This window comes from Rhodoferax lacus, assembly GCF_003415675.1.
Taxonomy (GTDB): domain Bacteria; phylum Pseudomonadota; class Gammaproteobacteria; order Burkholderiales; family Burkholderiaceae_C; genus Allorhodoferax; species Allorhodoferax lacus.
The window spans coordinates 308702-333794 of sequence record NZ_QFZK01000003.1 but is presented as its reverse complement, the minus strand read 5'-3'; the positions used below and the strand labels follow the sequence as shown (position 1 = coordinate 333794).

The following is a 25093-nucleotide window of genomic DNA, read 5'->3' as shown; positions in this document are numbered from 1 at the left end:
ACTTCAGGCGTCGGGTTCGCCCCGCGCCCGCGCCTCTTCCTGCAGCCGCAGGACGCGGCGCTGCACTTTGCCGGTGGTGGTCATCGGCAGCGCGTCCACAAACTCGATTTCCTTGGGGTACTCATAGGGCGCCAGCATGCCCTTCACATGCGCCTGCAGCTCCTGTGTGAGCTGCGCCTGCAGGGCGGTGCGCGCCCGGGTGCTGTTGCCACACGCAGCCAACGCGTCAGGCGCCAGCACCACATAGGCCTTGACCAGGGAACCACGCCCGGCATCGGGCTTGGGCACCACGGCGGCATTGGCCACGGCCGGGTGCTTGACCAGGCAGTTCTCGATTTCGCCCGGGCCTATGCGGTAACCGGCAGACTTGAAGATGTCGTCCGAGCGGCCCTGGTACCACAGATAGCCCTCGGCATCACGCACGGCCAGGTCGCCGGTGCGGCACCAGTTGCCGGTGAACTTGTCTTGGGTAGCCGCCTCGTTCTTCCAGTAGCCCAGAAAGAAGATGGGGTCGGGGTCACCGTGTACATCAAAGCGGTTCAGCGCCACGTCTCCGGCCACACCGGTCGGGCACTCCACACCGTCCTCGTCAATCACCGCCACCCGGTGGCCGGGGTAGCCCATGCCCATGCTGCCGGGCCTGGGCGGCCAATGCAGGGCGCAATTGCCCACGATGTAGTTGATTTCCGTTTGGCCAAACATTTCATTGGGCGTGACACCGAGTTGCTGCTCGCAGTAGCCAAACACCGCGTCGCCCATGGCCTCGCCCGCGCTCATCAGGGCTTGCAGCTTCAGACCATATTGCTGCTGCACCGTCTTGCGCGCGGTGCCGGGGCAGGCCTTCATCATGGCCTTGATGGCCGTGGGGAACAGGAAGGTGTGGGTCACGCCGCAGCGTCCCAGCAGTTGCAGTGCGCCCTGCGGATCAAAGCGCTCGGCCTGGGCCACGATGGTGCAGCCAAAGTACAGCGTGGGCAGTAGCGCATCCATCAGGCCGCCGGTCCAGGCCCAGTCGGCCGGGCTCCAGAACACGGCCCGGGAGTCGGCATTGGCCCGACCGTCAAAGCCAAACCAGTTCTGGCTGCTGACAAAGCCGCTCAGGTTGCCAATCAGGGCGCGGTGGGCCAGCAGGGCACCCTTGGGGTTGCCGGTGGTGCCGCTGGTGTAGATGAGGATGGCCGGGTCATCGGCGGTGGTGGCTACCGGCAGGTACCGCGCCGACGAGCGGGCCAGTGCCTCGGCGTAGTTGACCTCGTCTACAGAGCGGGTGTTCTCGCGGCGCCCCACGCCAATCACGGTTTGCAGCTGCGGGCAATCGGCACGCAGCAGTTGCAGCGAGGGCAGCGCCGTCTGGTCGGCCAGGGCCAGCACGGCCTCGCTGTTTTGCAGGCGGTAGCCCAGGGCCTCGGGGCCGAACAGCATGGAAAGGGGCATGGCCACGGCGCCCATTTGCAGCACCGCCATGTAGGCCACGGCCGTCTCGAAGCGCTGCGGCATGACGATGGCCACCCGGTCCCCCCGGCGCACGCCCAGGGCCACCAGCAAATTCGACAGGCGGTTGGCCTGCTCCTGCAGTTCGGCATAGCTGTGGGCGCTTTGCAGGGCGCCGTCGGCATAGCAGCGGATGGCGACGCGCTGCGCGGTGTCCGGCGCCTCTGCCCAGCGCTGGCTGCAGACCTGGGCGATGTTGAAGACTTCGGGCACCTGCCAGCGAAACTGGCTGTGCAAACGCTGGTAGCCCGCAGGCAAGTTCCCTGTGTCGGACTTCACGGGCGTTGTGATGGAGGCTGGTGTATTGGCGTTGTCGCGGACGCTACGGGTGGGCATGGCGCTTCTCCTTATGATTGCCTGAATGTACCAAGTCCAAGTCTCTCCCAAGTCCGAATGTGTCCCCCTTCGCGGCCTCAACTACCACGTGCAGGTCTGGGGCACGCCCGCAGTCGGCCGCACACCACTGGTGATGGTGCACGGCTGGATGGATGTGGCCGCCAGCTACCAGTTCGTGGTGGACGCCCTGGCCGCCGACTACTACGTGATTGCCCCCGACTGGCGCGGCTTTGGCCTGACCGAGGTGCCGCTTGCCGACCATTTTGTGTTTGCCGACTACCTGGGGGATCTGGACTTTCTGCTGGACCACTATTGCCCGGAGCAGCCCGTGAACCTGGTGGGCCACAGCATGGGCGGCAACATCGCCATGCTGTACGCCGGCGTGCGGCCAGAGCGCGTACGCCGCCTCATCAACCTGGAGGGCTTTGGCATGCCGCGCACCGTGCCCGCCCAGGCGCCCGGACGCTATGCGCGCTGGATGGATGAGCTCAAAGGCCTGCACCAGGGCCAACGCGAGATGCGTGGCTACGCCAGCCTGGAGGATGTGGCCCACAGGCTGATGAAGACCAACCCGCGCCTGGACCCGGCCAAGGCCGAATGGCTGGCGGGCCACTGGGCACGCCAGAACGCTTCAGGCCAATGGCAGATCCTGGGCCACGCCGCACACCGCTTGAGCAGCGCCCAGCTCTACCGCGTGGACGAGACGCTGGAAATCTTCAAGGCCATCACCGCCCCCACCCTGTGCGTGGAGGCCACGGACAGCGACATGGGCGGCTTCTGGAAGGGCGCCTATTCGCTGCCCGAGTTCCATGAACGGCTCCAAGCCGTGCCGCAGTGCACGGTGGCGCAGATTGCCGAGGCGGGCCACATGCTGCACCACGACCAGCCAGAGCAGGTGGCTGCACTGATCGAGCAGTTCATCGCGTAGGCGCCACCCGGGTGCGTCCCCGGTGGCCCTGCATTCCATGGGGTTGATCGATCGAGGACGGGGATTTCATTACAATGAGAATCATTCTTATTTAAAACCCCTCGACCTTCACACCCGGAACATGAAAAGACTCTTCTCCAATGCGCTCGCAATCGGTGGCCTGCTGGTGGGCAGCGCCCTGCCCCTGTCCAGCCTGGCCCAGGACAAGGTACTCAATATCTACTCGGCACGCCACTACCCCGGCGATGCCCAGCTCTACGCAGGCTTTACCCAGGCCACCGGCATCCAGATCAAGCGTGTCGATGCCGATGACGCCGGCATCCTGCAGCGCCTCAAGGCCGAAGGCAGCGCCTCGCCCGCCGATGTGATCCTGCTGGTCGATGCCTCCCGCCTGTGGCGGGCCGAAATCGATGGTCTGTTCAGCCCGGTGCAGTCCAAGCTGCTCGACGCTGCCATACCGCAGCACCTGCGCGGCAAGGCCAGCCCCGAGGGCACACCCTGGTTTGGCTTCAGCACCCGCGCCCGCGTGGTGGTCTACAGCCGGGCGCGCGTGCCGCGTAACAACGTGGACACCTACGAGGAGCTGGCCGATCCGAAAAACAAGGGCCTGCTGTGCACCCGCTCGGGCTCGCACCCCTACAACCTGAGCCTGTTTGGCGCGGTGACCGAGCACCTGGGCGCCGCCGCGGCCGAAACCTGGCTGCAGGGGCTGGTCAACAACATGGCGCGCAAGCCGGTGGGCGGCGACACCGACCAGATCAAGGCCGTGGCCTCTGGCGAATGCGGCGTGGCACTCACTAACACCTACTACCTGGCGCGCCTGATGCGCAGCGACAAGCCCGAAGACCGCGCCGTAATGGACAAGGTGGGCGTGGTGTTTCCCAACCAGGCCAGCTGGGGCACGCACATGAACATCGCCGGCGGCGGTGTGGCGCGCTACGCGAAAAACAGCGGATACGCGGTGCAGTTCCTGGAATACCTGGCCAGCCCCCAGGCGCAGGCCTACTTTGCCGACGGCAACAACGAATGGCCGGTGGCCAAGGGCGTGAAGATGGGCAACCCGGTGCTCGAGAGCATGTCCGGCGGCGGCTTCAAGTCCGAAACCATTCCGGTCAGCGTGGTGGGCATGAACCAGGTCAAGGTACAGCAGATGCTGGACCGCGTGGGCTACAAATAAGCGCTACGACTTGCTGTTGAGCGCCCGGCTCAGCAGCACCACCGGAATCAGCCCCACCAGTACCAGCGCCAGGGCCGGCAGCGCGGCCTCGCCCAGGCGTTCGTCGCGGGCCAGCTGGTAGGCCACCACGGCCAGTGTGTCGTGGTCAAACGGGCGCAGCACCAGGGTGGCGGGCAGCTCCTTCATCACATCCACAAACACCAGCAGGGCGGCCACAATGGTGGAGCGCTGCAGCAGCGGCCGATGGATGCGCCACCACAGCCCCCAGCCGCCCACACCCAGCGTGCGGGCCGTGTCGTCCAGGCTGGCGGGCAACTGGCTGTAGCCGCTTTGCACCGTCTGCAGCGCCACCGCACTGAAGCGCACCAGGTAGGCCCAGGTAATGCCCAGCACCGTGGTGCTGATCCAGCTACCCACGCCCCACTGCGGATACTGGCCCTGCAGCCAGCCCACCGGTATCAGCAGCCCGACCACCACCACCGCGCCGGGTATGGCATAGCCCATGCCGGCAATCTGCACCACGCCACGGTTCAGGCGGTTCGGGCGGCGGCGCAGCGCAAACGCCAGCGCCAGCGCCAGCGCGGTGGCCAGCACGGCGGTGATGGCGGCGAGCTTGAAACTGTTGAAGCTCCAGTACAGAAAGCCGACCCACGGCAGCGGCGCATCCGGCTGCCCCCAGGCCAGCAGCAAGGGGCGCAGCATGCACAGCACCGGCAGCACAAAACCCAGCAGCACCGGCAGCACGCACAGGCCCTGCACCAGCCAGGCCCGGCCTCCCTGCAACACGATGGGGCGGGCCTCGGCCGAGCTCTGGCGTTGCCCGCGGCTGCTGGCAAAGCGCAGGCGCCGCCGGGCATGGCGCTCCAGCTGCAACAGGCCCGCCACCACCAGCAGCAGCATGGTGGCCAGCTGGGCTGCGGCAATGCGGCTGTCCAGCGCCAGCCAGGCCTTGTAAATGCCGGCGGTAAAGGTCTGGATGCCGAAGTAGCTCGACACGCCATAGTCGGCCAGGGTTTCCATCAGAGCCAGCGCAATGCCGGCCACAATGGCCGGGCGCGCCAGCGGCAGCGCCACCGACACGATGCGCCGCCGCTGCGAAGCCCCCAGCAGGCGCGCGGCCTCCATCAGGTGCGCAGCCCGCTGGTTCAGTGCCGCGCGTGCCAGCAGGTACACATAGGGGTAGAGCGTGAAGATAAAGACGAGTGCTGCGCCGCCCAGGCTGCGCACCTCGGGCAGCACCCGCCCCTGCAGCGACAGCACTGAGCGGATGGCGGTCTGCGCCGGCCCGCTGAACTGCAAAAAGTCGGTATAGGCATAGGCCACCACATACGCCGGCATGGCCAGCGGCAAGAGCAGCGCCCACTCCAGCACGCGCCGCCCCGGGAAGGCAAACAGCGTCACCGCGCACGCCGTGGCCGCACCCAGCAGGCCCACGCCCACGGCCACGGCCCCACACAGCACCAGCGTGGTCAGCGCGTACTCTGGCAGAACGGTGGCGACCATCTCGCCCAGCAGCTGGGCGCTGACAGCATCCCACTGCAGCACCGCCATGGCAATGGCCAGCACCGGCAGCACCACCAGAGCGGCAATCAGCAGCAGGGGCAGCGCCTGTAGCCATTGCCAGCAGGTGCCCAGGAGAGGCCGGGAGGGTATTGGGAACACGGGTGGGCTGACGGTTTATTCGAGGGTGCGCTTGGGTGGGGCTGCGGGCAGGCTGCGGCATTGTAAGCACCTACAATTTCTGCCATGTACCTTGAACTCCAGCAACTCCGTGTCCAGTACGCCGGACAGGCGCAGCCCGCTGTGCAAGACGTCAACTTTGGGCTCAAGGCCGGGCAGATCGGCGTGCTGATCGGCCCCTCGGGCTGCGGCAAGACCACGCTGCTGCGCGCCATTGCCGGGCTGGAGCCCATTGCAGGCGGCCATATTGCGCTGGGCGGCGCACACGTCAGCAGCCCGGGCAGCTCCGTTCCGCCCGAATTGCGCCACATGGGCATGGTGTTCCAGGACTACGCCCTGTTTCCCCACATGGATGTGGGCCAGAACGTGGCCTTTGGCATCCACCAGTGGCCCACCGCGCAGCGCCGGGCCCGGGTGGCCGATGTGCTGGACCTGGTGGGCCTGGATGCGCAGCGCAGGCGTTACCCGCATGAACTCTCGGGCGGACAGCAGCAGCGCGTGGCACTGGCCCGCGCGCTGGCGCCGCAGCCCAAGCTGCTGCTGCTCGATGAGCCCTTCTCCAACCTGGATGTGGATTTGCGCGAACGCCTGGCCCAGGAACTGCGCACCATCCTGAAAGAGGCCGGTGCCACCGCCCTGTTTGTCACCCACGACCAGCTGGAGGCGTTTGCGATTGGCGACCTCATTGGTGTGATGCACGAGGGCCAACTGCACCAGTGGGCCGACGCCTACACGCTCTACCACCGTCCGGCCACCCGCTTTGTTGCCGACTTCATCGGCCACGGCGTGTTCGCCCCGGCCCTGGTGGCGCTGCACGAAGAAAACGGCGTCACCCACAAGCACGTGGTCACCGCGTTGGGCGAACTGCATGGCATATCGCAGGACGAACAGGAGCGTCTGGCGCTTGGGCCCTGCGATGTGCTGCTGCGCGCCGATGACATCGTGCACGACGACCAGGCACCGACACAGGCCCGCATTGTCACCAAGGCGTTTCGCGGCAACGAATTCCTGTACACACTGCAACTGCGCACCGGCGAGACCCTAATGGCCCATGTGCCCAGCCACCACAACCACCAGCCCGGCGAGTGGATCGGCATCCGCCCAGAGGTGGACCACGTGGTGACATTTGCCAGCCAGTCCGCCAGCGGGGGCGGGCAACTAAAATAGCCAATTAACCCAGAATAATCTTTAGGAACCCGATCATGGAAGCAGAACGCATCAACCTCATTGGCACCACGCTGGCCAACCTCAGCTCCCGGGCCTCCGAGCTCCGGGGGTATCTTTGACTACGATGCCAAATCCGAACGCCTGCGCACTGTCAACGCCTCTCTAGAAGACCCCAGCGTCTGGAACGACCCCAAGCGCGCCCAGGAGCTGGGCAAGGAAAAGAAGATGCTCGACGGCGTGGTGGTCACGCTGGACCAGCTGGACAGCGAGCTGTCTGACAACACCGAGCTTTTTGAGATGAGCAAGGAAGATGGCGACGAGGCCGGCCTGATCACTATCGAGGGCGAGACCGCCAAGCTCGCGGAAATCATCCAGGGCCTGGAATTCCGCCGCATGTTCAACAACCCCGCAGATCCCCTGCCCTGCTTCCTGGACATCCAGGCTGGCGCCGGTGGTACCGAGGCCTGCGACTGGGCCAGCATGCTGCTGCGCCAGTACCTCAAATACGCCGAGCGCAAGGGCTTTACCGCCACCGTGGAAGACCTGACCGATGGCGACACCGCCGGCATCAAGGGTGCCACCATCAAGATCGAGGGCGAATACGCCTTTGGCCTGCTGCGCACCGAGACCGGCGTGCACCGCCTGGTGCGCAAGTCGCCCTTTGACTCATCGGGTGGCCGCCACACCAGCTTTGCCAGCGTGTTTGTGTACCCCGAGATTGACGACACGATCGAGATCGACATCAACCCGGCCGATGTGCGTGTGGACACCTTCCGCGCCAGCGGCGCCGGTGGCCAGCACATCAACAAGACCGACTCGGCCGTGCGCCTGACCCACATCCCCACCAACATCGTGGTGCAGTGCCAGGACGGACGCAGCCAGCACAGCAACCGCGACGTGGCCTGGAAGCGCCTGCGCTCGCGCCTGTACGACTTCGAGATGCGCAAGCGCCAGGCCGAGCAGCAAAAGCTCGAAGACACCAAGACCGACGTGGGCTGGGGCCACCAGATCCGCTCTTACGTGCTGGACAACAGCCGCATCAAGGACCTGCGCACCAACGTCGAAGTCTCAGCCACGCAAAAGGTGCTGGATGGGGACCTGGATGTGTTCATTGAAGCCTCGCTGAAGCAAGGGGTGTAGCCATGAGCGAACGATCGAGCACCGCCGGGCCGCCCCAAGGTGCGAGGGCCCCCTTGGGGGGCAGCGCAGTACACGCAGTGACAAGCGTGGGGGCCACATGATCCAGGCCTTGATCTTCGACATGGACGGCACCATGGTCGACTCCATGCCCTCGCATGCCGAAAGCTGGCTGGTGCTGGGCCAGCGCCACGGCATCCGCATTGACCTGCCCGAGCTGATGCGCCGCACCACCGGGCGCACCGGGCTGGAGTGCATCCGCATCCTGTTTGAGCGCGACATGGCCGATGCCGAGGCCCTGGCCTATGTGCACGAAAAAGAAACCATTTACCGCGAGCTGTTTGCGCCCAAGTTTGCCGAGGTACAGGGCTTCAGCGCCTTTGCCGAAGCCGCCCGCGCACGCGGCCTGCACATCGGTGTGGGCACAGCCGGGGACAAGCACAACATCGCCTTTGCCTACGCCAACCTGAAGCTGCGCCCCCTGCCCACGGTGGCCGTGGGTGGCGACGAAGGCCTGCCGGGCAAGCCCGAACCGGCCATCTTTCTGGAAGTGGCGCGCCGCCTGGGCGTGGCACCGGCCCACTGCATTGTGTTTGAAGACGCCCCGCTGGGCATTGAGGCCGCACGCCGCGCCGGCATGCATGCCGTGGGCATTGGCAGCGGCCACAGCGCCGAGGATTTGGCTGGCCCCCACGTGCTGGCCTATGCCCGCAATTTCACCGAACTGACCGATAACAATTTCCTGGAGAGACACCATGTTGCAAAGCTTTAAGGGCGACGGGGCCAACGCGCCCGTGGCCATTCAGCGCGAAGCCTACAGCGCACCGGCCTTCTGGATTGACACGGTGGACCTGTGCTTCGACCTGGACCCAGCCAAGACCCGCGTGCTCAACAAAATGACGCTGCGCCGCAACCCCGACGTGCCCGCGCAAGCCCTGCGCCTGGACGGCGAAGAGCTCAACCTGGCGCGCGTGCTGGTCAACGGCGCGGGCACCTCCTTCAAGATGGACGGCGACAAACTGGTGCTGGAAAACCTGCCCGAAGGCACTGAGCCCTTCGCGCTGGAAATCTTCACCACCTGCCTGCCTTCCAAGAACACCAAGCTGATGGGCCTGTACGTCAGCAACGACTCCTTCTTCACCCAGTGCGAGGCCGAGGGCTTCAGGCGCATCACCTACTTCCTGGACCGCCCGGATGTGATGGCCAGCTACACCGTCACCCTGCGTGCCGACAAGGCCAAGTTCCCGGTGCTGCTCTCCAACGGCAACCTGGTGGAGCAAGGCGAGTTGGAGGACGGCCGCCACTTTGCCAAGTGGGTGGACCCGCACAAAAAACCCTGTTATTTATTCGCCCTGGTGGCCGGGCAGCTGGTGTGCCGCGAGCAGCGCATCACCTCGCGCGCCGGACACGACCATTTGCTACAGGTCTATGTGCGCCCCGGCGACATGGACAAGACCGAGCACGCCATGAATTCGCTCATGGCCTCTGTGGCCTGGGACGAGGCCCGCTTTGGCCTGCCTTTGGACCTGGAGCGCTTCATGATCGTGGCCACCAGCGACTTCAACATGGGCGCCATGGAGAACAAGGGCCTGAACATCTTCAACACCAAGTACGTGCTGGCCAACCAGGCCACCGCCACCGATGTGGACTACAGCAACATCGAGAGCGTGGTGGGCCACGAGTACTTCCACAACTGGACCGGCAACCGCATCACCTGCCGCGACTGGTTCCAGCTCTCGCTCAAGGAAGGCCTGACGGTTTTCCGCGACCAGGAATTCAGCCAGGACCTGTGCGCTGAAGCCAGTGCCCGCGCCGTCAAGCGCATCGAAGACGTGCGCGTGCTGCGCACCGCGCAGTTCCCCGAAGACGCAGGCCCCATGGCCCACCCGGTGCGGCCCGACAGCTACATCGAGATCAACAACTTCTACACCGTCACGATCTACGAAAAAGGCGCCGAAGTTGTGCGCATGATGCAGACCCTGACCGGTCGTGCAGGCTTTGCACGTGGCATGAAGCTGTACTTCGCGCGCTTTGATGGCCAGGCCGTCACCTGCGACGACTTTGCCCAGTCCATTGCCGACGCCAACCCCGAGTCGCCCCTGGCCACTCTGCTGCCGCAGTTCAAGCGCTGGTACAGCCAGGCCGGCACACCGCGCGTGGCCGCGCGTGGCGAGTACAACGCTGACGCCCAAACCTACACCCTGCACCTCAGCCAGAGCTGTGCGGCCACACCGGGCCAGAGCGAGAAGCAGCCCTTTGTCATCCCCCTCAGCCTGGGGCTGGTGGGTGCTGCCAGTGGTGCCGCCCTGCCCCTGCATGGCACAGGCAGCGCCGGCGAAAACCATCTGTTTGTGCTGACTGAACAGAGCCAGTCCATCACCTTCGACAACGTGGCTGAGGAGCCCGTGCCCTCCATCCTGCGCGGCTTCTCGGCCCCGGTGGTGCTGGACTTTGACTACAGCGACGCGCAACTGCTCACCCTGCTGGCCCACGACACGGATGCCTTCAACCGCTGGGAAGCCGGGCAGCGCCTGGCCCTGCGCAGCGCCACTGCCGCCCTGGCTTCGGGCACAAACGGCCCGGTGCTGAATGCCGCCTATGTAGAGGCCATGCGCGCCGTGCTGCGCCACCCCACGCTGGATGCGGCCTTCAAGGAGCTGGTGCTCACCCTGCCCTCCGAGACCTATATAGCCGAGCAGATCACGCTGGTGGAGCCGCAACGCATCCACACTGTCCGTGAAAGCATGCGCTTGCAACTGGCCAGCGAACTGCATGCCGACTGGGAGCAAACCTTTGCCGACCACCAGGACAACGGCGCCTACAGCCCGGACCCGCTCAGTAGTGGCCGCCGCGCACTGGCCGGCATGGCACTGAACTTCCTGTGCCTGGCCGCCGTGGCATCGGGTGATGCACTGTGGCCCGGCAAGACGCTGCAGCGCTTCAAGGATGCTGGCAACATGACCGACCGCTTCAACGCCCTGCAGGCCCTGGTGGGCAGCGGCCACGAACTGGCAGCCCCGGCGCTGGCGCGCTTTCACAGCCTGTTCAAAGACGAGGCCCTGGTGCTGGACAAATGGTTTGCGCTGCAGGCCGGTGCGCCCGACCGCGGCGGCAATGTGCTGCCCGCCGTGCGCCAGCTTCTGGCCCATCCGGACTTCAACCTGCGCAACCCCAACCGCGCGCGCAGCGTGATCTTCAGCTACTGCAGCGGCAACCCCGGCGGCTTCCACCGGGCGGACGCCGCAGGCTATGTGTTCTGGAGCGAGCGCGTGATGGAGCTAGACAGCTTCAACCCGCAAGTAGCCGCCCGCCTGGCCCGCGCCATGGACCGTTGGAAGCGGCTGGCCGAGCCCTACCGCAGCGCCGCCTGCGAAGCCCTCAAACGCGTGGCCGCCAAGCCCGACCTCAGCAACGATGTGCGCGAAGTAGTCGAGCGCGCATTGGCGGATTAATGCCCCCACGCTTGTCGCTTCGCGTACTACGCTGCCCCCCAAGGGGGCGCGTTTTGCCGTTCGGCGCTGGCCGCCAAGCGGTCCAGAAGCCTTGGGGCGGCCCGGCGGCAAAACCTATCTAACTTAAGGGAATTTCATGTCACCCAAAATTTCACTCACCCGCTACCTCGTCGAAGAACAACGCAAGGACGGCGCCATCCCCGCGCAGCTGCGCCTGCTGCTGGAGGTGGTGGCGCGCGCCTGCAAGAGCATCAGCCTGGCCGTCAACAAGGGCGCCCTGGGGGGCGTGCTGGGCGTGTCCGAGGCCTCCAGCGAAAACATCCAGGGCGAGATCCAGAAGAAGCTCGACATCATCGCCAACGACGTGCTGATCGAAGCCAACGAGTGGGGCGGCCACCTGGCGGCCATGGCCAGCGAGGAAATGGAAGGCATCCACGTGGTGCCCAACCGTTACCCGCAGGGCGAATACCTGTTGCTGTTTGATCCCCTGGACGGCTCCAGCAACATCGACGTGAACGTGAGCATCGGCACCATCTTCAGCGTGCTCAAGAAGCCCGAAGGTGCGGGCGTGTCCGAGCAGGACTTCCTGCAGGCCGGCGCCAAGCAGGTGGCCGCGGGCTACTGCATTTACGGCCCGCAAACCACCCTGGTGCTGACCGTGGGCAACGGTGTGTCATTGTTCACCCTGGACCGCGAGCAGGGTTCGTTTGTGCTGACCCAGCGTGACCTGAGCATTCCGGAAGACACCAAGGAATTTGCCATCAACATGAGCAATATGCGGCACTGGGACGAGCCGGTGAAGCGCTACATCGACGAATGCCTGCAAGGCAAAGAGGGCCCGCGCGGCAAGGACTTCAACATGCGCTGGATTGCCAGCATGGTGGCCGACGTGCACCGCATCCTGACCCGCGGCGGCGTGTTCCTGTACCCCTGGGACAAGCGCGAACCCAACAAGCCCGGCAAGCTGCGCCTGATGTACGAAGCCAACCCCATGGGCTGGATCGTCGAGCAGGCCGGTGGTGCCGCCAGCACCGGACGCGAGCGCATCCTGGACCTGCAGCCCAAGCAACTGCACGAACGCGTCAGCGTGATCCTGGGTTCCAAGAACGAGGTGGAGCGCGCAGCCAGTTATTTCACGCCGGTATAATCGCTGGCTTAGTGCCGCTTTAGCTCAGTTGGTAGAGCAGCTCCTTCGTAAGGAGAAGGTCGACAGTTCGATTCCGTCAAGCGGCACCATCAGACACAAGGGCTCACTGCTATTTATTTGGCAGTGAGCCCTTTCTCTTTGGGGCACACGCGGGCCATGCGCTTTACAAAGACAGCGTCAAGTTGTCACATCCACCCCGAATAATGAAGCCATCCAACGCAAAACCAAAGAACAAGATGGCCACGAAAAACATAGCAATCGACCTGACCAAGCACCTCATCGCCTGCGGCGTAAAAATCATCGCGCTGCCGGGCGGTTTTGTGCAGTTGATGGGCAAGTACGGCAGTGTCTTTCTGACGCATGACATCACCACGCTGGGGCCCCGGCAACTGGAACAACTTTGCGGGGATGTTGCGGTTAGCTGATGGAGGGGCTGCTTCTGGCAGGGCCCAAGCCACTGCCCGCTCTCGAATCTCTTCCAGCCTGCGCACCAGCCTGATGGCGCGGCTTGGCGGGAATGCCGCCTGGCAGCCATAGCCACACCCAACACGCTCTTCACAGCATTGCGAAGCGTTGCCGCTCCCCTGAAGCAGCATCGGCTTGCCTGTAGACTGCTACCCAATAGCAGATACCAAAAATGAAAAGAATCAGATTGATTGCCCCCTTGGCGGGCGCTCGCGGGTCTCGACCCACCGTCTTTTCCAGGCTTGTTGCCAGTGCAATGGCCACGTTTGCAGCCATTCCCTTTGCAGCATCGGCCATCACGTTTTCAGAACCCGCGTCCGTGGGCTGGACTTGGATGGAAGATGTGGAGTCGGGTTGTGTTGCCAAGCTGGAAGCGCACAACAAAATCTACGTGGGCAATTGCGCCAACCGCATTCCCCATGGCAGAGGTGTTTACTTTGAGAACACCAAGCTGCTCTCTGCGCGGCTGAACAACGGCAAGCTCTACAAGACGGAGCCCTACCAGCCCAACGATCCCGACCTGGCGCGCTTCCTGGATAAGGCCCAGTACATCGCGTCGTTTCATTCCATTTTTCTAGTCGGAGATGAATTCCAGAACCTGTTGCCTGGCCCGCAGGACTCGGCCGTCTACAAGCTGGCAACCCGGTTCATCGGGCAATACCAGACCACCGCCCAGAACGACGATCTGGCACAGGCCAGGTTGAAACAAGAGTCCGCCAAACAGAATGGCTTTGCCCGTGCCTACGCAACGGTGAGCAATCAGCAGGAATCCGCTTTGGCGGCCCGGATGTTGCAGGACTGGCAGGGGCAATTGACCGCGGAGCAAGCGGAACAAGTCAAAACACTGCGGTCAAACTTCGAAAGACAGGAGCAGTTGGCCCGGGACAAGCGTGCACGGGAGGACGCCGAATACGCCAAGCGGCGCGCACAGGAGGAGGAGCAGCGACTGGCCTATCGCCAAAGCCGTATCAAGACAGCTTGCAACGGTTTCTACCCTGGTTACGTAGCGCGCTACAACCGCGGAGGCTTTCTGGGTACGCCGGATCGCTATGTGGTGCGCTACCTCAATGCTGCAAGAAGCGCCGTCACCATCGAAGGGACCGACTCGGGTAACTCCCTGGCTTACGGACAGATGTTGGAGTTGTCATGCATCGATTTACTGGAAAGAACCGAATGAAATTTGCAAGGTATTGGCTTGGCGTATTGATTGCCGTGTTGATGGCACTTCCCGGAGCGGGGCATGCCTACGACCTCGTCTTGCCGGGCTGCAAACCGGTGGGTGACTGGAAGCCTGTTTTTGGCAAATGTGATGCCAATGGCGTACTCACGGGAACCGGCGGCGCACTGTTTTTCAATATGTTCGTCAAGGGCCAGTTTCTGGACGGCCTGCCGGACGGGAAGCATGACTTCTATCTGGGAAGCTCCACCTTTTTGTCCGAGCTGAACAAGTCGGCCAGTAGCGAGATTGCGAACTGGGATGCCTTGCTGCTCAAGAATCCGCGTATTGCCGAGGTCAGTGGCAATGCTCCGTCCAACAAAACGGAGTGCCCAAGCAATACGGAATGGGGCCTGAGCAACTGTGCGGCGCAAATGGGACGGAATACGTTTTGCACGATCCATTTCGCAAAAGGCGAACTTGTCGCCAAAGCCATCGCCTGCAACCTGAGCAAGCCAGACGTCAATGCGTACGGCAGCGAGAGTTTGAACTTCACGATAACGCCCTTTGACGGCAAGCTGCGCATCCAACTCTATGACCAACAAAGAGACCCCTTGAGTGCCCGTAGAGACAAAGACGTCATGATTGTGGCGGACGTCCCCACCCTTTCCATTACCTATCGAAAAGGTGAGGGTGCGCGGGCGAAGATGGTGGCACGCTACAAGGGAAATGCAGATTCGGTCGAGATCGGGCGCAACTTGTCCATCAAGGGCTTTCTTGGCGACTATGAGGAAGAGAAATTTGAGCCCAAAGGCAAACTGGGTCAGACCGTAAACTCCGTGTCCCAAGGGGCAGAGGCAATCAACGGCTATTTCAATGTGAGCTGCGTGGGCTTGGACAATTGCCGTTTGGACCTCCTGCTCTACAAGCCGACAGGAGCATCTGTGGATAACCGATACCTCACGACCCACACCCTGGACGGCAAGAAATTCCAATACGTAATGACCGAAAACGCAGGCCGCGGTGCCAAAGGCATGGGGAGTCTTTCAAATGGATACGTCTACTACTTCAAATCCCCTGACGGCATGGAGTTCGACGGATCAGTGGGTGCCTGCCCAGGCGGCGGCAAAGCATCGATGAAAAGTATCGGAGCCAGCGTGAGCGCCGGCACTGCCGCCTATCTGGACATTCGCCCCGTGTGCGGAAAAGTAACCGCGCCCAATGGACAGAGTTTCACCGGAAAATTCAACGACGAAGGAAAACCGGTTTTAAATTGATGTCCCGAAGCGCATCGAAACCCGCATGCAACACACACCCCCTCCCTGGATAGCCCTCTGTGCCCTGTGCTGTCTGCTCGCCCTGCCCGGCTGCAGCACGCAAGCGCCAAGAGCCGACGCAGCCCGTGCACCTGCCAGTGCCGAAGCCCCTGCGCCAGACCTGGATGCGGTCTACGGCCCCTTGATTGGCAACGCAGATGCGCGGGTCTACCGGCTCAACCCGGAAGCTTCTGTGGTGCGCATCTACGCCTTTCGCGGAGGCGGCGCGCGCCAGTTCGGCCACAACCATGTGCTGTCAGCGCCCTTGGCCAAGGGCTTTGTGGCGCTGGCACAACCCGGGCGGGATGACGCACGCTTTGACCTGGAGTTCCGCCTGGAGGACATGGAAGTGGACAAGCCCGAGCAGCGCAGCGCCTTGGGCGAGGCCTTTGCCTCGGCCATAGGTCCAGCCATGGTGGCGAGCACGCGCGAGAACATGCTGGGAGAGTTCGGCCTGCAGGCCGGGCGCTATCCGCTGGTGCACGTGGCTTCGCTGCGGGTGGTGGGTGAGATGCCCAAGCTGTCGGCGCAGATTGCCGTGGACTTGCATGGCCAGCGCCACACGCAATGGGTGGCGCTGACGGTGGCACAGACGCCCACGGGCCTGCAGGTGCAGGGTGCCCTGGTGCTGCTGCAAACCGATTTCGGCCTGCGCCCCTTTTCCATGCTGGGCGGGCTGCTGGCGGTGCAAGACCCGCTGGTGCTGGAGTTTGTGCTGCAGGCCGTGCCGGTGCGCCCTTGAGCCGCTCCGCCGCGCTCACGGCATGTGCCACCTCAAGGGCATGACGCATACTGATCAACCATGACCAACCCCCAATTCATCCTCGCTGATGCAGCGCTGCATCGCAAGCAGCTCATTGAACTCAACATCGAATACCTGGGTTGGGTGCTCGATGGCTTCGGGAAGATCACGGGCAAGTCCGGCGTAGACATGCTGGGTATGGACGTAGCGTCGTATGTGGAGAGCACGGTGAACAAGGTGTGCGGTGATGCACCACCGCGCGGGGCCTTTTATTTGGTGGAATTCGATGGCGCACTGGCTGGTATGGGCGGTTTGCGCTTTGTCCGCGATGGCGTGGCCGAGGTCAAACGCATTTATGTGCGCCCGGCCTTTCGGGGCAAGCGCCTGGGTGACGCCATATTGCAGCGCATCCTCAGCGATGCAAAGTCGTATGGCTACCAGCGCATGGTTCTGGACACGGCGCCTTTCATGCAATCCGCTCAGCGCGTCTATGAGCAGCACGGTTTCCTGGACCGCCCGCCCTATGACGAAGTGGAGGCCCCCAAGGAATTGCATCCCTTCATCCGGTTCATGGAAAAGTCCTTGTAGGCACTTATTGCCAGCGCCAGGGATTGCCACAGGCGCTTGCAGCCGCGTGGCAATCGCCCATGCTTCACAAGCGGGCGCTGAGCTGCTCCGGTATGCGGCAAGGCTTGAGTGTGGAGGCCCGCACGCAGCCCACACGCACCTGCCCCTCGGCCAGCAAGGTGTCGCCGCGCCAGGCCTGCTGCTGCAGTTGCAATGAGGCGCGGCCCCGCTCGGTGACCTTGACGGTGATGGTGAGCAGGTCATCCAGCCGGGCCGGTGCCAGATAGCGCAGCTGCACCTCGGCCACCACGAAGATGCAATCGGCCTGGGCCTGCAAGGCACTTTGCTCCAGGCCTAATGCGCGCAGCCACTCGGTGCGGGCGCGCTCAAAAAATTTGAGGTAGTTGGCGTAATACACCACGCCGCCTGCATCGGTGTCTTCCCAGTACACGCGCACGCTGTGGGGAGTGGTCTGCGAAGTATTGCCTGTGTCTGTCACGGTAATGGCCTGCCTTTCAAAGGCCTCCATTATTTGCCAGCGCCAGCCGCTGCAGCGATGCGATACTGGCCAGCCCATGCCAGATAGCCAACCCCTGCCTCCCACTGCCGACAGCGCATCAGCACACGCCACGCCCGGCGTGCTGCAGTTCGCCACCATTGCCGGGCTGGAGGCGCTGGTGCGGGGCTCCACCCTGGCTGTCTTTCCGCTGCTGATGTACCGCGCCTGGGGTGATGCGCAGGTGGTGTCGGAGCTGTACTTTGTGGTGGGTGTGCTGTCGCTGCTCACGGCTCTGGGTGTGCCCCTGCTGGCGCAGCGCCTGCAGCGCCGCTGGGTGTATTGCGGCGGGCTGTGCCTGTATGTGCTGTCGGCCGCCTTTGGCATGCTGGGCGGCAAGTGGATGGCCGTGGCCCTGCTGTGCAACACCATGGCGGCGGCCACCTCCTTTGTCTGCTTCAACGCCTATGTGCTGGACCATGTGGCCAAGACCGAGTTCGCGCGGCTGGAATCGCTGCGCATGTTTTATGGCGGCCTGGGCTGGGTGCTGGGGCCTGCCCTGGGTGTGCAGCTGCTGCCGCTGTGGCATGGCTCGCCGTTTCTCATGGCGGGGCTGGGTGCCAGTGCCATCCTGTTCTACATCTGGAAGATCCGTCTGGGCAACGGCCGTGTGATGCTGCGCCAGGCGCGGGGTGCGGCGCACCCCTGGGTTTACCTGCGACGCTTCTTCCGGCAGCCGCGCCTGATTGGCGGCTGGCTGTTTGCGGTGATGCGCTCCTGCGGCTGGTGGTTTTACTTTGTCTATGTGGGCATCTTTGCGGTGGAGCACGGGCTGGGGGACAACGTGGGCGGCATTGCCACCTCGCTGGCCAATATGGGCCTGTTCGCAGCCCCCCTGCTGTTTCACTGGGTGCGGCGCCATTCCCTGCGCCGGGCTATGCGCACCGGCTTTTTGCTGGGCGGAGTGTGCTTCATCCTGGCCACGCTGCTCTCGCCGCTGCCCTGGGCCACCATAGGGGTGCTGCTGCTGGGGTCCTATTGCCTGGTGCTGCTGGACGTGTGTGCAGGCCTGCCGTTCCTGATGTCGGTAAAGCCCTCCGAGCGCACGGAAATGTCAGCGGTGTACTCCAGCTTCCGGGACGTGTCGGGCATTCTCTCGCCGGGGTTGGCCTGGCTGGTGTTGCAGTTTGCCGGCGTGTCGGCGGTATTTGCGGCCGGCGGATGTGCCCTGCTGCTGGCCTGGATCATTGCGGGGCAGTTGCATCCGCAGCTCGGCGTTCCGGGCACCCAGCGGGTGCGTGCCGGGCGCCCCGGGCAGGGCGGCTAAACCGTCAACCAGCGTCGCCGCAGTCGGCCACTCAGGCGCCCGCCAGGCGTTGCAGGCGGTCGCTGAAGTATTTGTGCACCAGCGTCTCCAGCTTGACGTAGTTGACCGGCTTGTGGAAACAGGTCACGCCCTCTGGCAGGCCGCCACGGGCCTCGATGTCTTCGCTGCTCAGGGCCGAGATAACCAGCAGCTTGAGGTTGCCAAAGCCGGAGCCGGGTTTCTTGAGGGCGCGCAGCATCTCGAAGCCGTCCATGCCGGGCATGACCAGATCGGACACCACGATGTCGGGGCGCATTTCACCAATGCGCACCAGCCCTTCAAAACCGTTGGTGGCGGTAAACAGCTCCACCGGAAAATCCCAGGATGCCACCACGCCGTGAAACAGACGCAGCAGCACCGGATCATCTTCGACCAGCAAAAGTCTGAGTGCAGGATGTGTGGGAGTGGTGGTGGCGGTGCCCAGAGGGACCAGATCGTTCTGGCGCTCGGCCATCAGCTTGTCAACGGCACTGCGGGCAATACGCCTGTGGCCCCCGGCCGTACGCCAGGCTGGCAGCACACCGGCTTCAACCCAGAGTTGCACGGTTCGAACCGCAACACCCAAGGCCTCACCCGCTTCGCGGGTTGTCATGACATCTGCATTGGCAGGAGTTTTGCGCATAAACCGTTTCTATTGATTTGTTCCGATTTTATCGGCAGCCCGGGCCAGGGGTGACAGGAGACTGCATCGAGGCAGCGGATCGGACTTGCGTGGCTGCTAGCATCGCTGCAAAGGCCTCTTCATGCAACTGCTTTCCAAGTTACTCAATCTGCTGGCCCAGCCCCTGAACGCGGTGCTGGCCCTTTTGCTGCTGTCCCTGCTGGTGGCCAGGTGGCGCCCGGCCTGGGCGCGCCGCGCCAGCCTGGCGGCCATGGGCCTGCTGTTGCTGCTGGGCCTGCAGCCTGTGCCCGACGCGCTGCTGGGCCAGCTCGAAACTCAATACGCCGAGATGGCGCCCGATGCCGATCTGCGAGCCTACGCTGGCGTGATTGTTCTGGGTGGCGCCCTGGAGTCCGGGCGTGTCAGCCAGTACCACACACAGCCCTTGCTCAACGGCAGTGCCGAGCGCCTGACCATGGCCGTGTCACTTTGGCGACGCAACCCGGGTCTGCACCTGGTGTTTACCGGCGGCGAGGGCGAGTTGTTTGGCAGCGGCCCCAGCGAGGCCGAACGGGCATTGCAGTTTTTTGACAGCATGGGTATTCCCCGGCAAGCGCTGACGCTGGAGTCACGCTCCCACAACACCTATGAGAATGCCGTCTTCACGCGCGAGTTGCCGGGTGTGGATGCCAGCAAGTCCTGGCTGCTGATGACCTCGGCCTGGCACATGCCACGCTCCATGGCCACGTTTCAAAAAGCCGGCTGGGACGTCACGCCCTACCCGGTGGACTTTCGCACCGGAGGCAGCACACCGTGGACCAGCTACTCCCTGAGCGCTGGCGCAGACCGTTGGGAGATGCTGCTGCACGAATGGCTGGGCATTGCCGCCTACCGCCTCAGCGGGCGCCTTTAGGCAGCGGGGTCGCCCGGGGGCGGCTTGAGCGCCAGCGCCTGCACCTTGTCAATGCGCCTGCCCTCCAGAGCGGTGACCTCGAACTGCCAGTGCGCACAAGTGACTTTTTCACCGCGCTCGGGCATGCGACCGGACACTGTCATCAGCAGACCGGCCAGCGTGCTGTAGCGGCCACGGTCTTCCTGCGGCAGTTCCTGCTCAATGCCCAGCCGGGCCTTGAGTTCGGCCACCGGCATTTGCCCCTCCAACAGCCAGCTGCCGTCGGCCTGGTGGATGGCCCAGGCCTGGTCGTGTTGATCGGGTTTGAGTTCGCCAGTAATGGCTTCGAGCACATCCAGCGGCGTGATCAGGCCCTGCACCACGCCGTATTCGTCCACCACCATCACCATGCGCGCGGCCTTGGTGCGGAACTGCTCGATCAGCTCCATACCTGTCAGGGTTTCCGGCACAAACACGGCGGGCTCCACCAGTGCGCCCACCCCATAGGGATAGCGCACACCGCGCTCCAGCAGACGGGCCACGCTGACCACACCCACCACATCATCGAGTGAGCCGCGGCACACCGGGTACCAGGAGTGCGCACCCTTGTCTCCGGTGCCACTGGCCTGCTGCAGGGCATCGGCCACGGTGCTGTTGGCGTCCAGCCAGGCCATGTCGGCGCGCGGCAGCATCATGGAGGTCAGGGTGCGGTCATCCAGATGGAACACATTGCGCACCATCTGGTGCTCGTGCACCTCAATGATGCCGGCGTCCACACCGTCTTCCAGGCTGGCGGAAATCTCGGCTTCGGTCACCACGCGGTTGTCGCTGGTGTCGATCTGCAGCAGGCGCAGCATGCCGTGGGTGCACAGCGACAGCAGCCGCACAAAGGGCTTGGCCACCAGGGCCACCCACTGCATGGGGCGCGACACCAGGCGCGCCACCGCCTCGGGGTAGAGCTGGCCTATGCGCTTTGGCACCAGCTCGCCAAACAGGATGGTGATGAAGGTGATGCCAGTCACCACCAGCGCGGTGGCGCTGGCACCCGCGGCCTTGTGTGAAATATCGAATGACTTCTCCAGAAACGCCGCCAGCCCATCACCAAAGGCCGCTTCACCCACCACCGCGTTGAGCATGCCAATGCTGGTAATGCCCACCTGGACAACCGACAAGAATTGCGTGGGGTTGCCCAGCAGATCCAGTGCGGCCTGCGCGCCCTTGTCGCCTTCTTCGGCCATGGTCTGCAGCCGCACCTTCTTGCTGGCGGTGAGTGCCAGCTCCGACATGGCAAAGGCGCCGTTGAGCAGCGTGAGAATCAGAATAACCAGAAAGTCCATGCACCCTTAAGTGAAAATGCGTTCATGTCACTTTACCTTATCGGCGATCTGCAGGGTTGCGATGCGCCCCTGCAGCGTCTGCTGCAAACCATTGCCTTCTCACCCAGCCGTGACACCCTGTATTTTTTGGGCGATCTGGTCAACCGCGGCCCCGCATCGGATGCCGTGCTGCGCCGCCTGATGGGCTATGGCGCCTCGGCCCGCTGCCTGCTGGGCAACCACGACCTGCATTTGCTGGCCGTCTCGTATGGGGTGCGCAAGCCCGGGCGCCGGGACACGCTGCAAGGCATTCTGGACGCGCCCGACCGCCACGCCATGCTGGAGTGGCTGCGCCACCAGAACATGGCCATCCAGGAGCGCTGGGGCGGCCAGGACCTGTTGATGGTGCACGCCGGTGTGCTGCCCGCCTGGACTGCCGACCAGACGGTGCAACTGGCGCGCGAGGTGGAGGCCGCCCTGCGCTCTGCCGATGTGGCCGCCTTCTTCGCCACCATGTATGGCAATGCTCCCGACGCCTGGGATGACCGCCTGCAGGGGCCCGAGCGCCTGCGCGTCATCGTCAATGCCCTCACCCGCATGCGTGTGTGCACTGCTGACGGCCACATGGAGTTTGCCTTCAGCGGCAAGCCCGAGGCCGCACCGGCTGGGTACCTGCCCTGGTTTGAAGTGCCGGGCCGCCAGACGGCCCATACCACCGTGGCCTTTGGCCATTGGTCCACGCTGGGCTGGCTGGGCCGCACGGACGTGCTGTCCCTGGATACCGGTTGTGTATGGGGTGGTGCCTTGAGTGCGCTCTGCATTGCGCCGCGTGCACAGGGCTGGGACAGCGAACTGATCCAAGTGCAGTGCGAACAGGCACAAGCCCCCGGCGACTGAAAGCAAAAACGGACCTTGCGGTCCGTTCTCTGGCAACGGGCTGGACGCCCGTTTGCTTATTCCGCCTTGAAGAGTGCTGCCACCTTGCGCTTGGGCTTGATGTTGGCCGAAATGCTGCGTGTGGCCGTCTTGGCCGATGCTTCCCAGGAGGGTGCCGCGTCGGCAGCAGCGCTGGGCTCGTAGGGCTTGTCAAAGAAGGGGTCGCGCGAGGCGGGCACCGGGCGTGCATATTCTCGGCGGCCTTCGTTGCCACCTTCGCGGCGGCCATCCCCCCGGCCGCTGCTGCGGGACTCGCCACGCGCATCACCACGCGAGTCGCCTCGGCCTTCGCCGCGCGGCTCATTGCGTGAACCGCTGCGGGGTGCGCTGCGGCCGTTGTCGCCACCTTCGCTGCCGCCGTCTTCGTGGTACATGCGGCGGCCGTCGTTGATGCGGCCCTGCTTGCGGATGTCGGGCTGGTCTTCGTCAAACTCCATCGCCTCGATCTCGATCTTGGTCTTGATCAGCTTCTCGATGTCGGCCACCAGGCGGGCGTCGTTGCCGCCACCCACAAAGCTCACCGCCAGGCCAGACGCTCCGGCGCGGCCGGTGCGGCCGATGCGGTGCACATAGTCTTCGGCGTTGAAGGGCACATCGAAGTTGAACACTGCCGGCACGTCCTTGATGTCCAGGCCGCGCGCGGCCACATCGGTACACACCAGCAGGTCGACTTCGCCCTTCTTGAAGGACTCCAGGGCTTTGAGGCGCTCGTCCTGGCTCTTGTCGCCATGCAGGGCAGCAGTCTTCAGACCTTCGCGCTCCAGCGAGCGGGCCAGTCGGGCACAACCGAGCTTGCTGTTCACAAACACAAAGGCCTGCTTCATGCCGCGCGTCTTCAATATTTGATGCAGGGCGTGGCGCTTGCCGTCTTCATTGACGCTGTAGAAATGCTGCTCCACGGTGGAGGCCGTGGCGTTGGAGCGCGCCACCTCGATCGTCACCGGGTTTTGCAGGTAGCTGCTGGCCAGGCGCTTGATCTCGGGAGAGAAGGTGGCCGAGAACAGCAGGGTAATGCGCTGCTTGGGCAGGTAGGACAGGATGCGCTGCAGGTCCGGCAGAAAGCCGATGTCGAGCATGCGGTCGGCCTCGTCCAGTACCACGTACTCCACCTGGTTCAGGACAGCAGTCTTGGCTTCGATATGGTCCAGCAGGCGGCCCGGTGTGGCCACCAGCACCTCGACCCCGGCCTTGAGCTCCAGGGTTTGCGGCTTCATGTCCATGCCGCCAAACACCACGGCGCTGCGCAGGTTGGTGTACTTGGCATACAGCTTGACCTGCTGCGCCACCTGGTCAGCCAGTTCGCGTGTGGGCAGCAGCACCAGGGCGCGCACCGGGTGGCGTGCGGGCGAGGTGGAGGGGTTCTCGTGCTTCATCATGCGCTGCAACAGCGGCAATGCGAAGGCAGCAGTCTTGCCGGTGCCGGTCTGGGCGGCGCCCATGACGTCACGGCCGGACAGCACCACGGGAATGGCCTGGGCCTGGATGGGGGTCATGGACTCGTAGCCCATTTCCGCCACGGCGCGGGCCAGGGGGGCTGCCAGCTGAAGCTGGGCAAAGGCCATGACCGGGGTTTCGGTGGTCAGGTCGTTGCTGGTGGCGCTGGGGGTGACGGCGGTCTCGGCAACTGCAGGGGCTGCGGGAGTGGCGGTCTCAGGGGGGGAATTCAGTTCAGTATTCAAGTCGGTACGGCATAGCCAAACGTTGCGCTATCCATCCGATAGCAGGGCGCCCCAAGGGTCTGGGGCAAACCCTTATTATCCGCCATTGCGCGCTTTACAGGTTGCGACTGGCGAAAGTGTCGCAGTTTTTCACGGTGCCGCTCTGCAGTCCGGCATCAAACCAGTGTTGGCGTTGGGCGCTGGTGCCGTGGGTAAAACTCTCGGGCACCACGCGTCCGCCACCTGCGCCCTGCAGGGCGTCGTCGCCAATTTTGGCAGCGGCATTCATGGCCTCGGCCACGTCCCCCGCGTCGAGCAACTGGCGTGCAGACTGGGCATGGTTTGCCCAGACGCCGGCCAGGCAGTCGGCCTGCAGTTCCAGGCGCACGCTCAGGGCGTTGTACTTTTCCGGGCTCACCTTGCTGCGCATTTGCTCCATCTTGGCGCTGATGCCCATCAGGTTTTGCACGTGGTGGCCGATCTCGTGTGCAATGACATAGGCCTGGGCAAAGTCGCCGGGCGCGCCCAACTGGTTCTTCAGGGTTTCGTAAAAGCCCAGGTCGATATAGACCTTGTGGTCGGCCGGGCAGTAAAACGGCCCCATGGCCGACTCGCCCTGGCCGCAGCCCGTGGCCCTCGCTCCGCGGAACAGCACCAGATGCGGCTTCTCGTAGGTCTTGCCGGACTTGGCGAACACATCGGTCCAGACGTCTTCGGTATCGGCCAGCACGGTGGACACAAAGGCAGCCATGCGGTCATCGGCCGGTGGGCGCTGCGCGGGTTGCTGGCTGACCTGCCCGGCCGGCATGCTGCCGCCGTCGAGCATGCCCAGCAGGGTCAGCGGGTTGATGCCCAGCGCCCAGCCACCCAGCAAAGCCACCACCACCACGCCCATGCGCAGGCGACCACCCAGCAGCGCGCCGAGCAGGTTGCCGCCGCCTCCGCCGCCCATGCCACCCCCACCGCCGTCCGAGCGGCGGTCTTCCACGTTGTCAGACTGGCGGTTGCCTTCCCATTTCATGGAATTCCTTTAGAAGCCAATTGGTTCAGCTTGATGAAAAGGTTTT

General features: G+C 64.1%; 22 protein-coding genes and 1 tRNA gene. 16 read left to right on the top strand and 7 right to left on the bottom strand.

What is annotated here, in order from left to right; all coding sequences use genetic code 11:
- Positions 1–3: 3 nt before the first annotated feature.
- Entirely contained in the window at positions 4–1827 is a 1824-nt protein-coding gene (locus DIC66_RS07660; RefSeq protein WP_117175700.1) for an acetate--CoA ligase, read from the bottom strand.
- A 25-nt stretch (positions 1828–1852) separates the two neighbouring features.
- Here DIC66_RS07660 and DIC66_RS07655 point away from each other — a divergent pair, with 25 nt between their 5' ends.
- Complete coding sequence (locus tag DIC66_RS07655) at positions 1853–2755, top strand: alpha/beta fold hydrolase (protein ID WP_117175697.1); 903 nt, start codon at positions 1853–1855, stop codon at positions 2753–2755.
- Between the two features lie 121 nt (positions 2756–2876).
- Positions 2877–3932: an extracellular solute-binding protein gene (locus DIC66_RS07650; RefSeq protein WP_117175694.1), complete on the top strand. Its 1056-nt coding sequence runs from the start codon at positions 2877–2879 to the stop codon at positions 3930–3932.
- A 3-nt stretch (positions 3933–3935) separates the two neighbouring features.
- On the opposite strand, the gene DIC66_RS07645 is transcribed toward DIC66_RS07650, so the two are convergent.
- Positions 3936–5594, bottom strand: a complete 1659-nt coding sequence (locus DIC66_RS07645) for an ABC transporter permease (protein ID WP_233505825.1) — start codon at positions 5592–5594, stop codon at positions 3936–3938.
- 84 nt (positions 5595–5678) lie between these two features.
- Here DIC66_RS07645 and DIC66_RS07640 point away from each other — a divergent pair, with 84 nt between their 5' ends.
- The 11 genes from DIC66_RS07640 to DIC66_RS07585 all read left to right on the top strand — a co-directional run bounded on the left by DIC66_RS07640 (position 5679) and on the right by DIC66_RS07585 (position 16782).
- Positions 5679–6779 (top strand): ABC transporter ATP-binding protein, encoded by a 1101-nt coding sequence (locus DIC66_RS07640; protein ID WP_117175691.1) that lies wholly within the window; start codon positions 5679–5681, stop codon positions 6777–6779.
- 35 nt (positions 6780–6814) lie between these two features.
- Positions 6815–7919 (top strand): peptide chain release factor 2 gene (gene prfB, locus DIC66_RS07635; RefSeq protein ID WP_117175688.1). Its coding sequence is split into 2 segments (ribosomal slippage): positions 6815–6895 and positions 6897–7919, totalling 1104 coding nucleotides; the frame shifts between segments, so codons are not numbered across the junction.
- Positions 7920–8016: 97 nt separating this feature from the next.
- A complete protein-coding gene (locus DIC66_RS07625; protein WP_117175685.1) occupies positions 8017–8688 on the top strand; it encodes an HAD family hydrolase in 672 nt (223 codons plus the stop codon).
- Positions 8672–11368: an aminopeptidase N gene (gene pepN / locus DIC66_RS07620; protein WP_117175682.1), complete on the top strand. Its 2697-nt coding sequence runs from the start codon at positions 8672–8674 to the stop codon at positions 11366–11368. Before DIC66_RS07625 ends, pepN begins: the two co-directional genes overlap by 17 nt.
- Before the next feature lie 136 nt (positions 11369–11504).
- Positions 11505–12515, top strand: a complete 1011-nt coding sequence (locus DIC66_RS07615; protein ID WP_117175679.1) for a class 1 fructose-bisphosphatase — start codon at positions 11505–11507, stop codon at positions 12513–12515.
- A 13-nt stretch (positions 12516–12528) separates the two neighbouring features.
- Positions 12529–12604, top strand: a tRNA-Thr gene (locus DIC66_RS07610).
- Between the two features lie 114 nt (positions 12605–12718).
- Positions 12719–12940, top strand: coding sequence for a hypothetical protein (locus DIC66_RS07605; protein WP_117175676.1), 222 nt, complete (start codon positions 12719–12721; stop codon positions 12938–12940).
- Positions 12941–13152: 212 nt separating this feature from the next.
- Positions 13153–14157: a hypothetical protein gene (locus tag DIC66_RS07600; RefSeq protein ID WP_147321266.1), complete on the top strand. Its 1005-nt coding sequence runs from the start codon at positions 13153–13155 to the stop codon at positions 14155–14157.
- Positions 14127–15413 carry a hypothetical protein gene (locus tag DIC66_RS07595; protein ID WP_158558866.1) on the top strand — a complete coding sequence of 429 codons (1287 nt, stop codon included), beginning with the start codon at positions 14127–14129 and terminating at the stop codon, positions 15411–15413. The genes DIC66_RS07600 and DIC66_RS07595 overlap by 31 nt, the downstream gene beginning before the upstream one ends.
- 25 nt (positions 15414–15438) lie before the next feature.
- Positions 15439–16194, top strand: a complete 756-nt coding sequence (locus tag DIC66_RS07590; protein WP_117175668.1) for a hypothetical protein — start codon at positions 15439–15441, stop codon at positions 16192–16194.
- Positions 16195–16254: 60 nt separating this feature from the next.
- Complete coding sequence (locus DIC66_RS07585) at positions 16255–16782, top strand: GNAT family N-acetyltransferase (RefSeq protein ID WP_117175664.1); 528 nt, start codon at positions 16255–16257, stop codon at positions 16780–16782.
- A 64-nt stretch (positions 16783–16846) separates the two neighbouring features.
- Here the strand turns inward: DIC66_RS07585 and ybgC are convergent, their stop codons facing one another.
- Positions 16847–17260: a tol-pal system-associated acyl-CoA thioesterase gene (gene ybgC / locus DIC66_RS07580; RefSeq protein WP_233505824.1), complete on the bottom strand. Its 414-nt coding sequence runs from the start codon at positions 17258–17260 to the stop codon at positions 16847–16849.
- A 76-nt stretch (positions 17261–17336) separates the two neighbouring features.
- On the opposite strand from ybgC, the gene DIC66_RS07575 reads away from it, so the two are divergent.
- Positions 17337–18584, top strand: coding sequence for an MFS transporter (locus tag DIC66_RS07575; protein ID WP_117175917.1), 1248 nt, complete (start codon positions 17337–17339; stop codon positions 18582–18584).
- A 31-nt stretch (positions 18585–18615) separates the two neighbouring features.
- Here DIC66_RS07575 and DIC66_RS07570 read toward each other — a convergent pair whose 3' ends face one another.
- Complete coding sequence (locus DIC66_RS07570) at positions 18616–19215, bottom strand: response regulator (protein WP_233505823.1); 600 nt, start codon at positions 19213–19215, stop codon at positions 18616–18618.
- A gap of 151 nt (positions 19216–19366) precedes the next feature.
- Between DIC66_RS07570 and DIC66_RS07565 the strand changes: the two genes are divergently transcribed.
- Positions 19367–20137, top strand: coding sequence for a YdcF family protein (locus tag DIC66_RS07565; RefSeq protein WP_117175655.1), 771 nt, complete (start codon positions 19367–19369; stop codon positions 20135–20137).
- Here the strand turns inward: DIC66_RS07565 and DIC66_RS07560 are convergent.
- A complete protein-coding gene (locus DIC66_RS07560; RefSeq protein ID WP_117175652.1) occupies positions 20134–21453 on the bottom strand; it encodes a hemolysin family protein in 1320 nt (439 codons plus the stop codon). The genes DIC66_RS07565 and DIC66_RS07560 overlap by 4 nt on opposite strands.
- Before the next feature lie 24 nt (positions 21454–21477).
- Here DIC66_RS07560 and DIC66_RS07555 point away from each other — a divergent pair, with 24 nt between their 5' ends.
- A complete protein-coding gene (locus DIC66_RS07555; RefSeq protein WP_117175650.1) occupies positions 21478–22329 on the top strand; it encodes a symmetrical bis(5'-nucleosyl)-tetraphosphatase in 852 nt (283 codons plus the stop codon).
- Positions 22330–22385: 56 nt separating this feature from the next.
- Here the strand turns inward: DIC66_RS07555 and DIC66_RS07550 are convergent, their stop codons facing one another.
- Positions 22386–23930 carry a DEAD/DEAH box helicase gene (locus DIC66_RS07550; protein ID WP_117175915.1) on the bottom strand — a complete coding sequence of 515 codons (1545 nt, stop codon included), beginning with the start codon at positions 23928–23930 and terminating at the stop codon, positions 22386–22388.
- Between the two features lie 211 nt (positions 23931–24141).
- Positions 24142–25047: a KPN_02809 family neutral zinc metallopeptidase gene (gene ypfJ / locus DIC66_RS07545; protein WP_117175648.1), complete on the bottom strand. Its 906-nt coding sequence runs from the start codon at positions 25045–25047 to the stop codon at positions 24142–24144.
- Between the last annotated feature and the right edge of the window lie 46 nt (positions 25048–25093).

What these genes read in the sequence shown, in the direction of transcription:
- DIC66_RS07575 (WP_117175917.1), top strand. Translation starts at nt 17,337, where the DNA reads ATGCCAGATAGCCAACCCCTGCCTCCCACTGCCGACAGCGCATCAGCA.
- DIC66_RS07605 (WP_117175676.1), top strand. Translation starts at nt 12,719, where the DNA reads ATGAAGCCATCCAACGCAAAACCAAAGAACAAGATGGCCACGAAAAAC.
- DIC66_RS07625 (WP_117175685.1), top strand. Translation starts at nt 8,017, where the DNA reads ATGATCCAGGCCTTGATCTTCGACATGGACGGCACCATGGTCGACTCC.
- DIC66_RS07660 (WP_117175700.1), bottom strand. Translation starts at nt 1,827, where the DNA reads ATGCCCACCCGTAGCGTCCGCGACAACGCCAATACACCAGCCTCCATC.
- DIC66_RS07595 (WP_158558866.1), top strand. Translation starts at nt 14,127, where the DNA reads ATGCATCGATTTACTGGAAAGAACCGAATGAAATTTGCAAGGTATTGG.
- DIC66_RS07590 (WP_117175668.1), top strand. Translation starts at nt 15,439, where the DNA reads ATGCAACACACACCCCCTCCCTGGATAGCCCTCTGTGCCCTGTGCTGT.
- DIC66_RS07555 (WP_117175650.1), top strand. Translation starts at nt 21,478, where the DNA reads ATGTCACTTTACCTTATCGGCGATCTGCAGGGTTGCGATGCGCCCCTG.
- DIC66_RS07570 (WP_233505823.1), bottom strand. Translation starts at nt 19,215, where the DNA reads ATGACAACCCGCGAAGCGGGTGAGGCCTTGGGTGTTGCGGTTCGAACC.
- DIC66_RS07650 (WP_117175694.1), top strand. Translation starts at nt 2,877, where the DNA reads ATGAAAAGACTCTTCTCCAATGCGCTCGCAATCGGTGGCCTGCTGGTG.
- DIC66_RS07560 (WP_117175652.1), bottom strand. Translation starts at nt 21,453, where the DNA reads ATGGACTTTCTGGTTATTCTGATTCTCACGCTGCTCAACGGCGCCTTT.
- pepN (WP_117175682.1), top strand. Translation starts at nt 8,672, where the DNA reads ATGTTGCAAAGCTTTAAGGGCGACGGGGCCAACGCGCCCGTGGCCATT.
- DIC66_RS07640 (WP_117175691.1), top strand. Translation starts at nt 5,679, where the DNA reads ATGTACCTTGAACTCCAGCAACTCCGTGTCCAGTACGCCGGACAGGCG.
- DIC66_RS07585 (WP_117175664.1), top strand. Translation starts at nt 16,255, where the DNA reads ATGACCAACCCCCAATTCATCCTCGCTGATGCAGCGCTGCATCGCAAG.
- DIC66_RS07550 (WP_117175915.1), bottom strand. Translation starts at nt 23,930, where the DNA reads ATGGCCTTTGCCCAGCTTCAGCTGGCAGCCCCCCTGGCCCGCGCCGTG.
- DIC66_RS07615 (WP_117175679.1), top strand. Translation starts at nt 11,505, where the DNA reads ATGTCACCCAAAATTTCACTCACCCGCTACCTCGTCGAAGAACAACGC.
- DIC66_RS07565 (WP_117175655.1), top strand. Translation starts at nt 19,367, where the DNA reads ATGCAACTGCTTTCCAAGTTACTCAATCTGCTGGCCCAGCCCCTGAAC.
- DIC66_RS07655 (WP_117175697.1), top strand. Translation starts at nt 1,853, where the DNA reads ATGTACCAAGTCCAAGTCTCTCCCAAGTCCGAATGTGTCCCCCTTCGC.
- ypfJ (WP_117175648.1), bottom strand. Translation starts at nt 25,047, where the DNA reads ATGAAATGGGAAGGCAACCGCCAGTCTGACAACGTGGAAGACCGCCGC.
- DIC66_RS07600 (WP_147321266.1), top strand. Translation starts at nt 13,153, where the DNA reads ATGAAAAGAATCAGATTGATTGCCCCCTTGGCGGGCGCTCGCGGGTCT.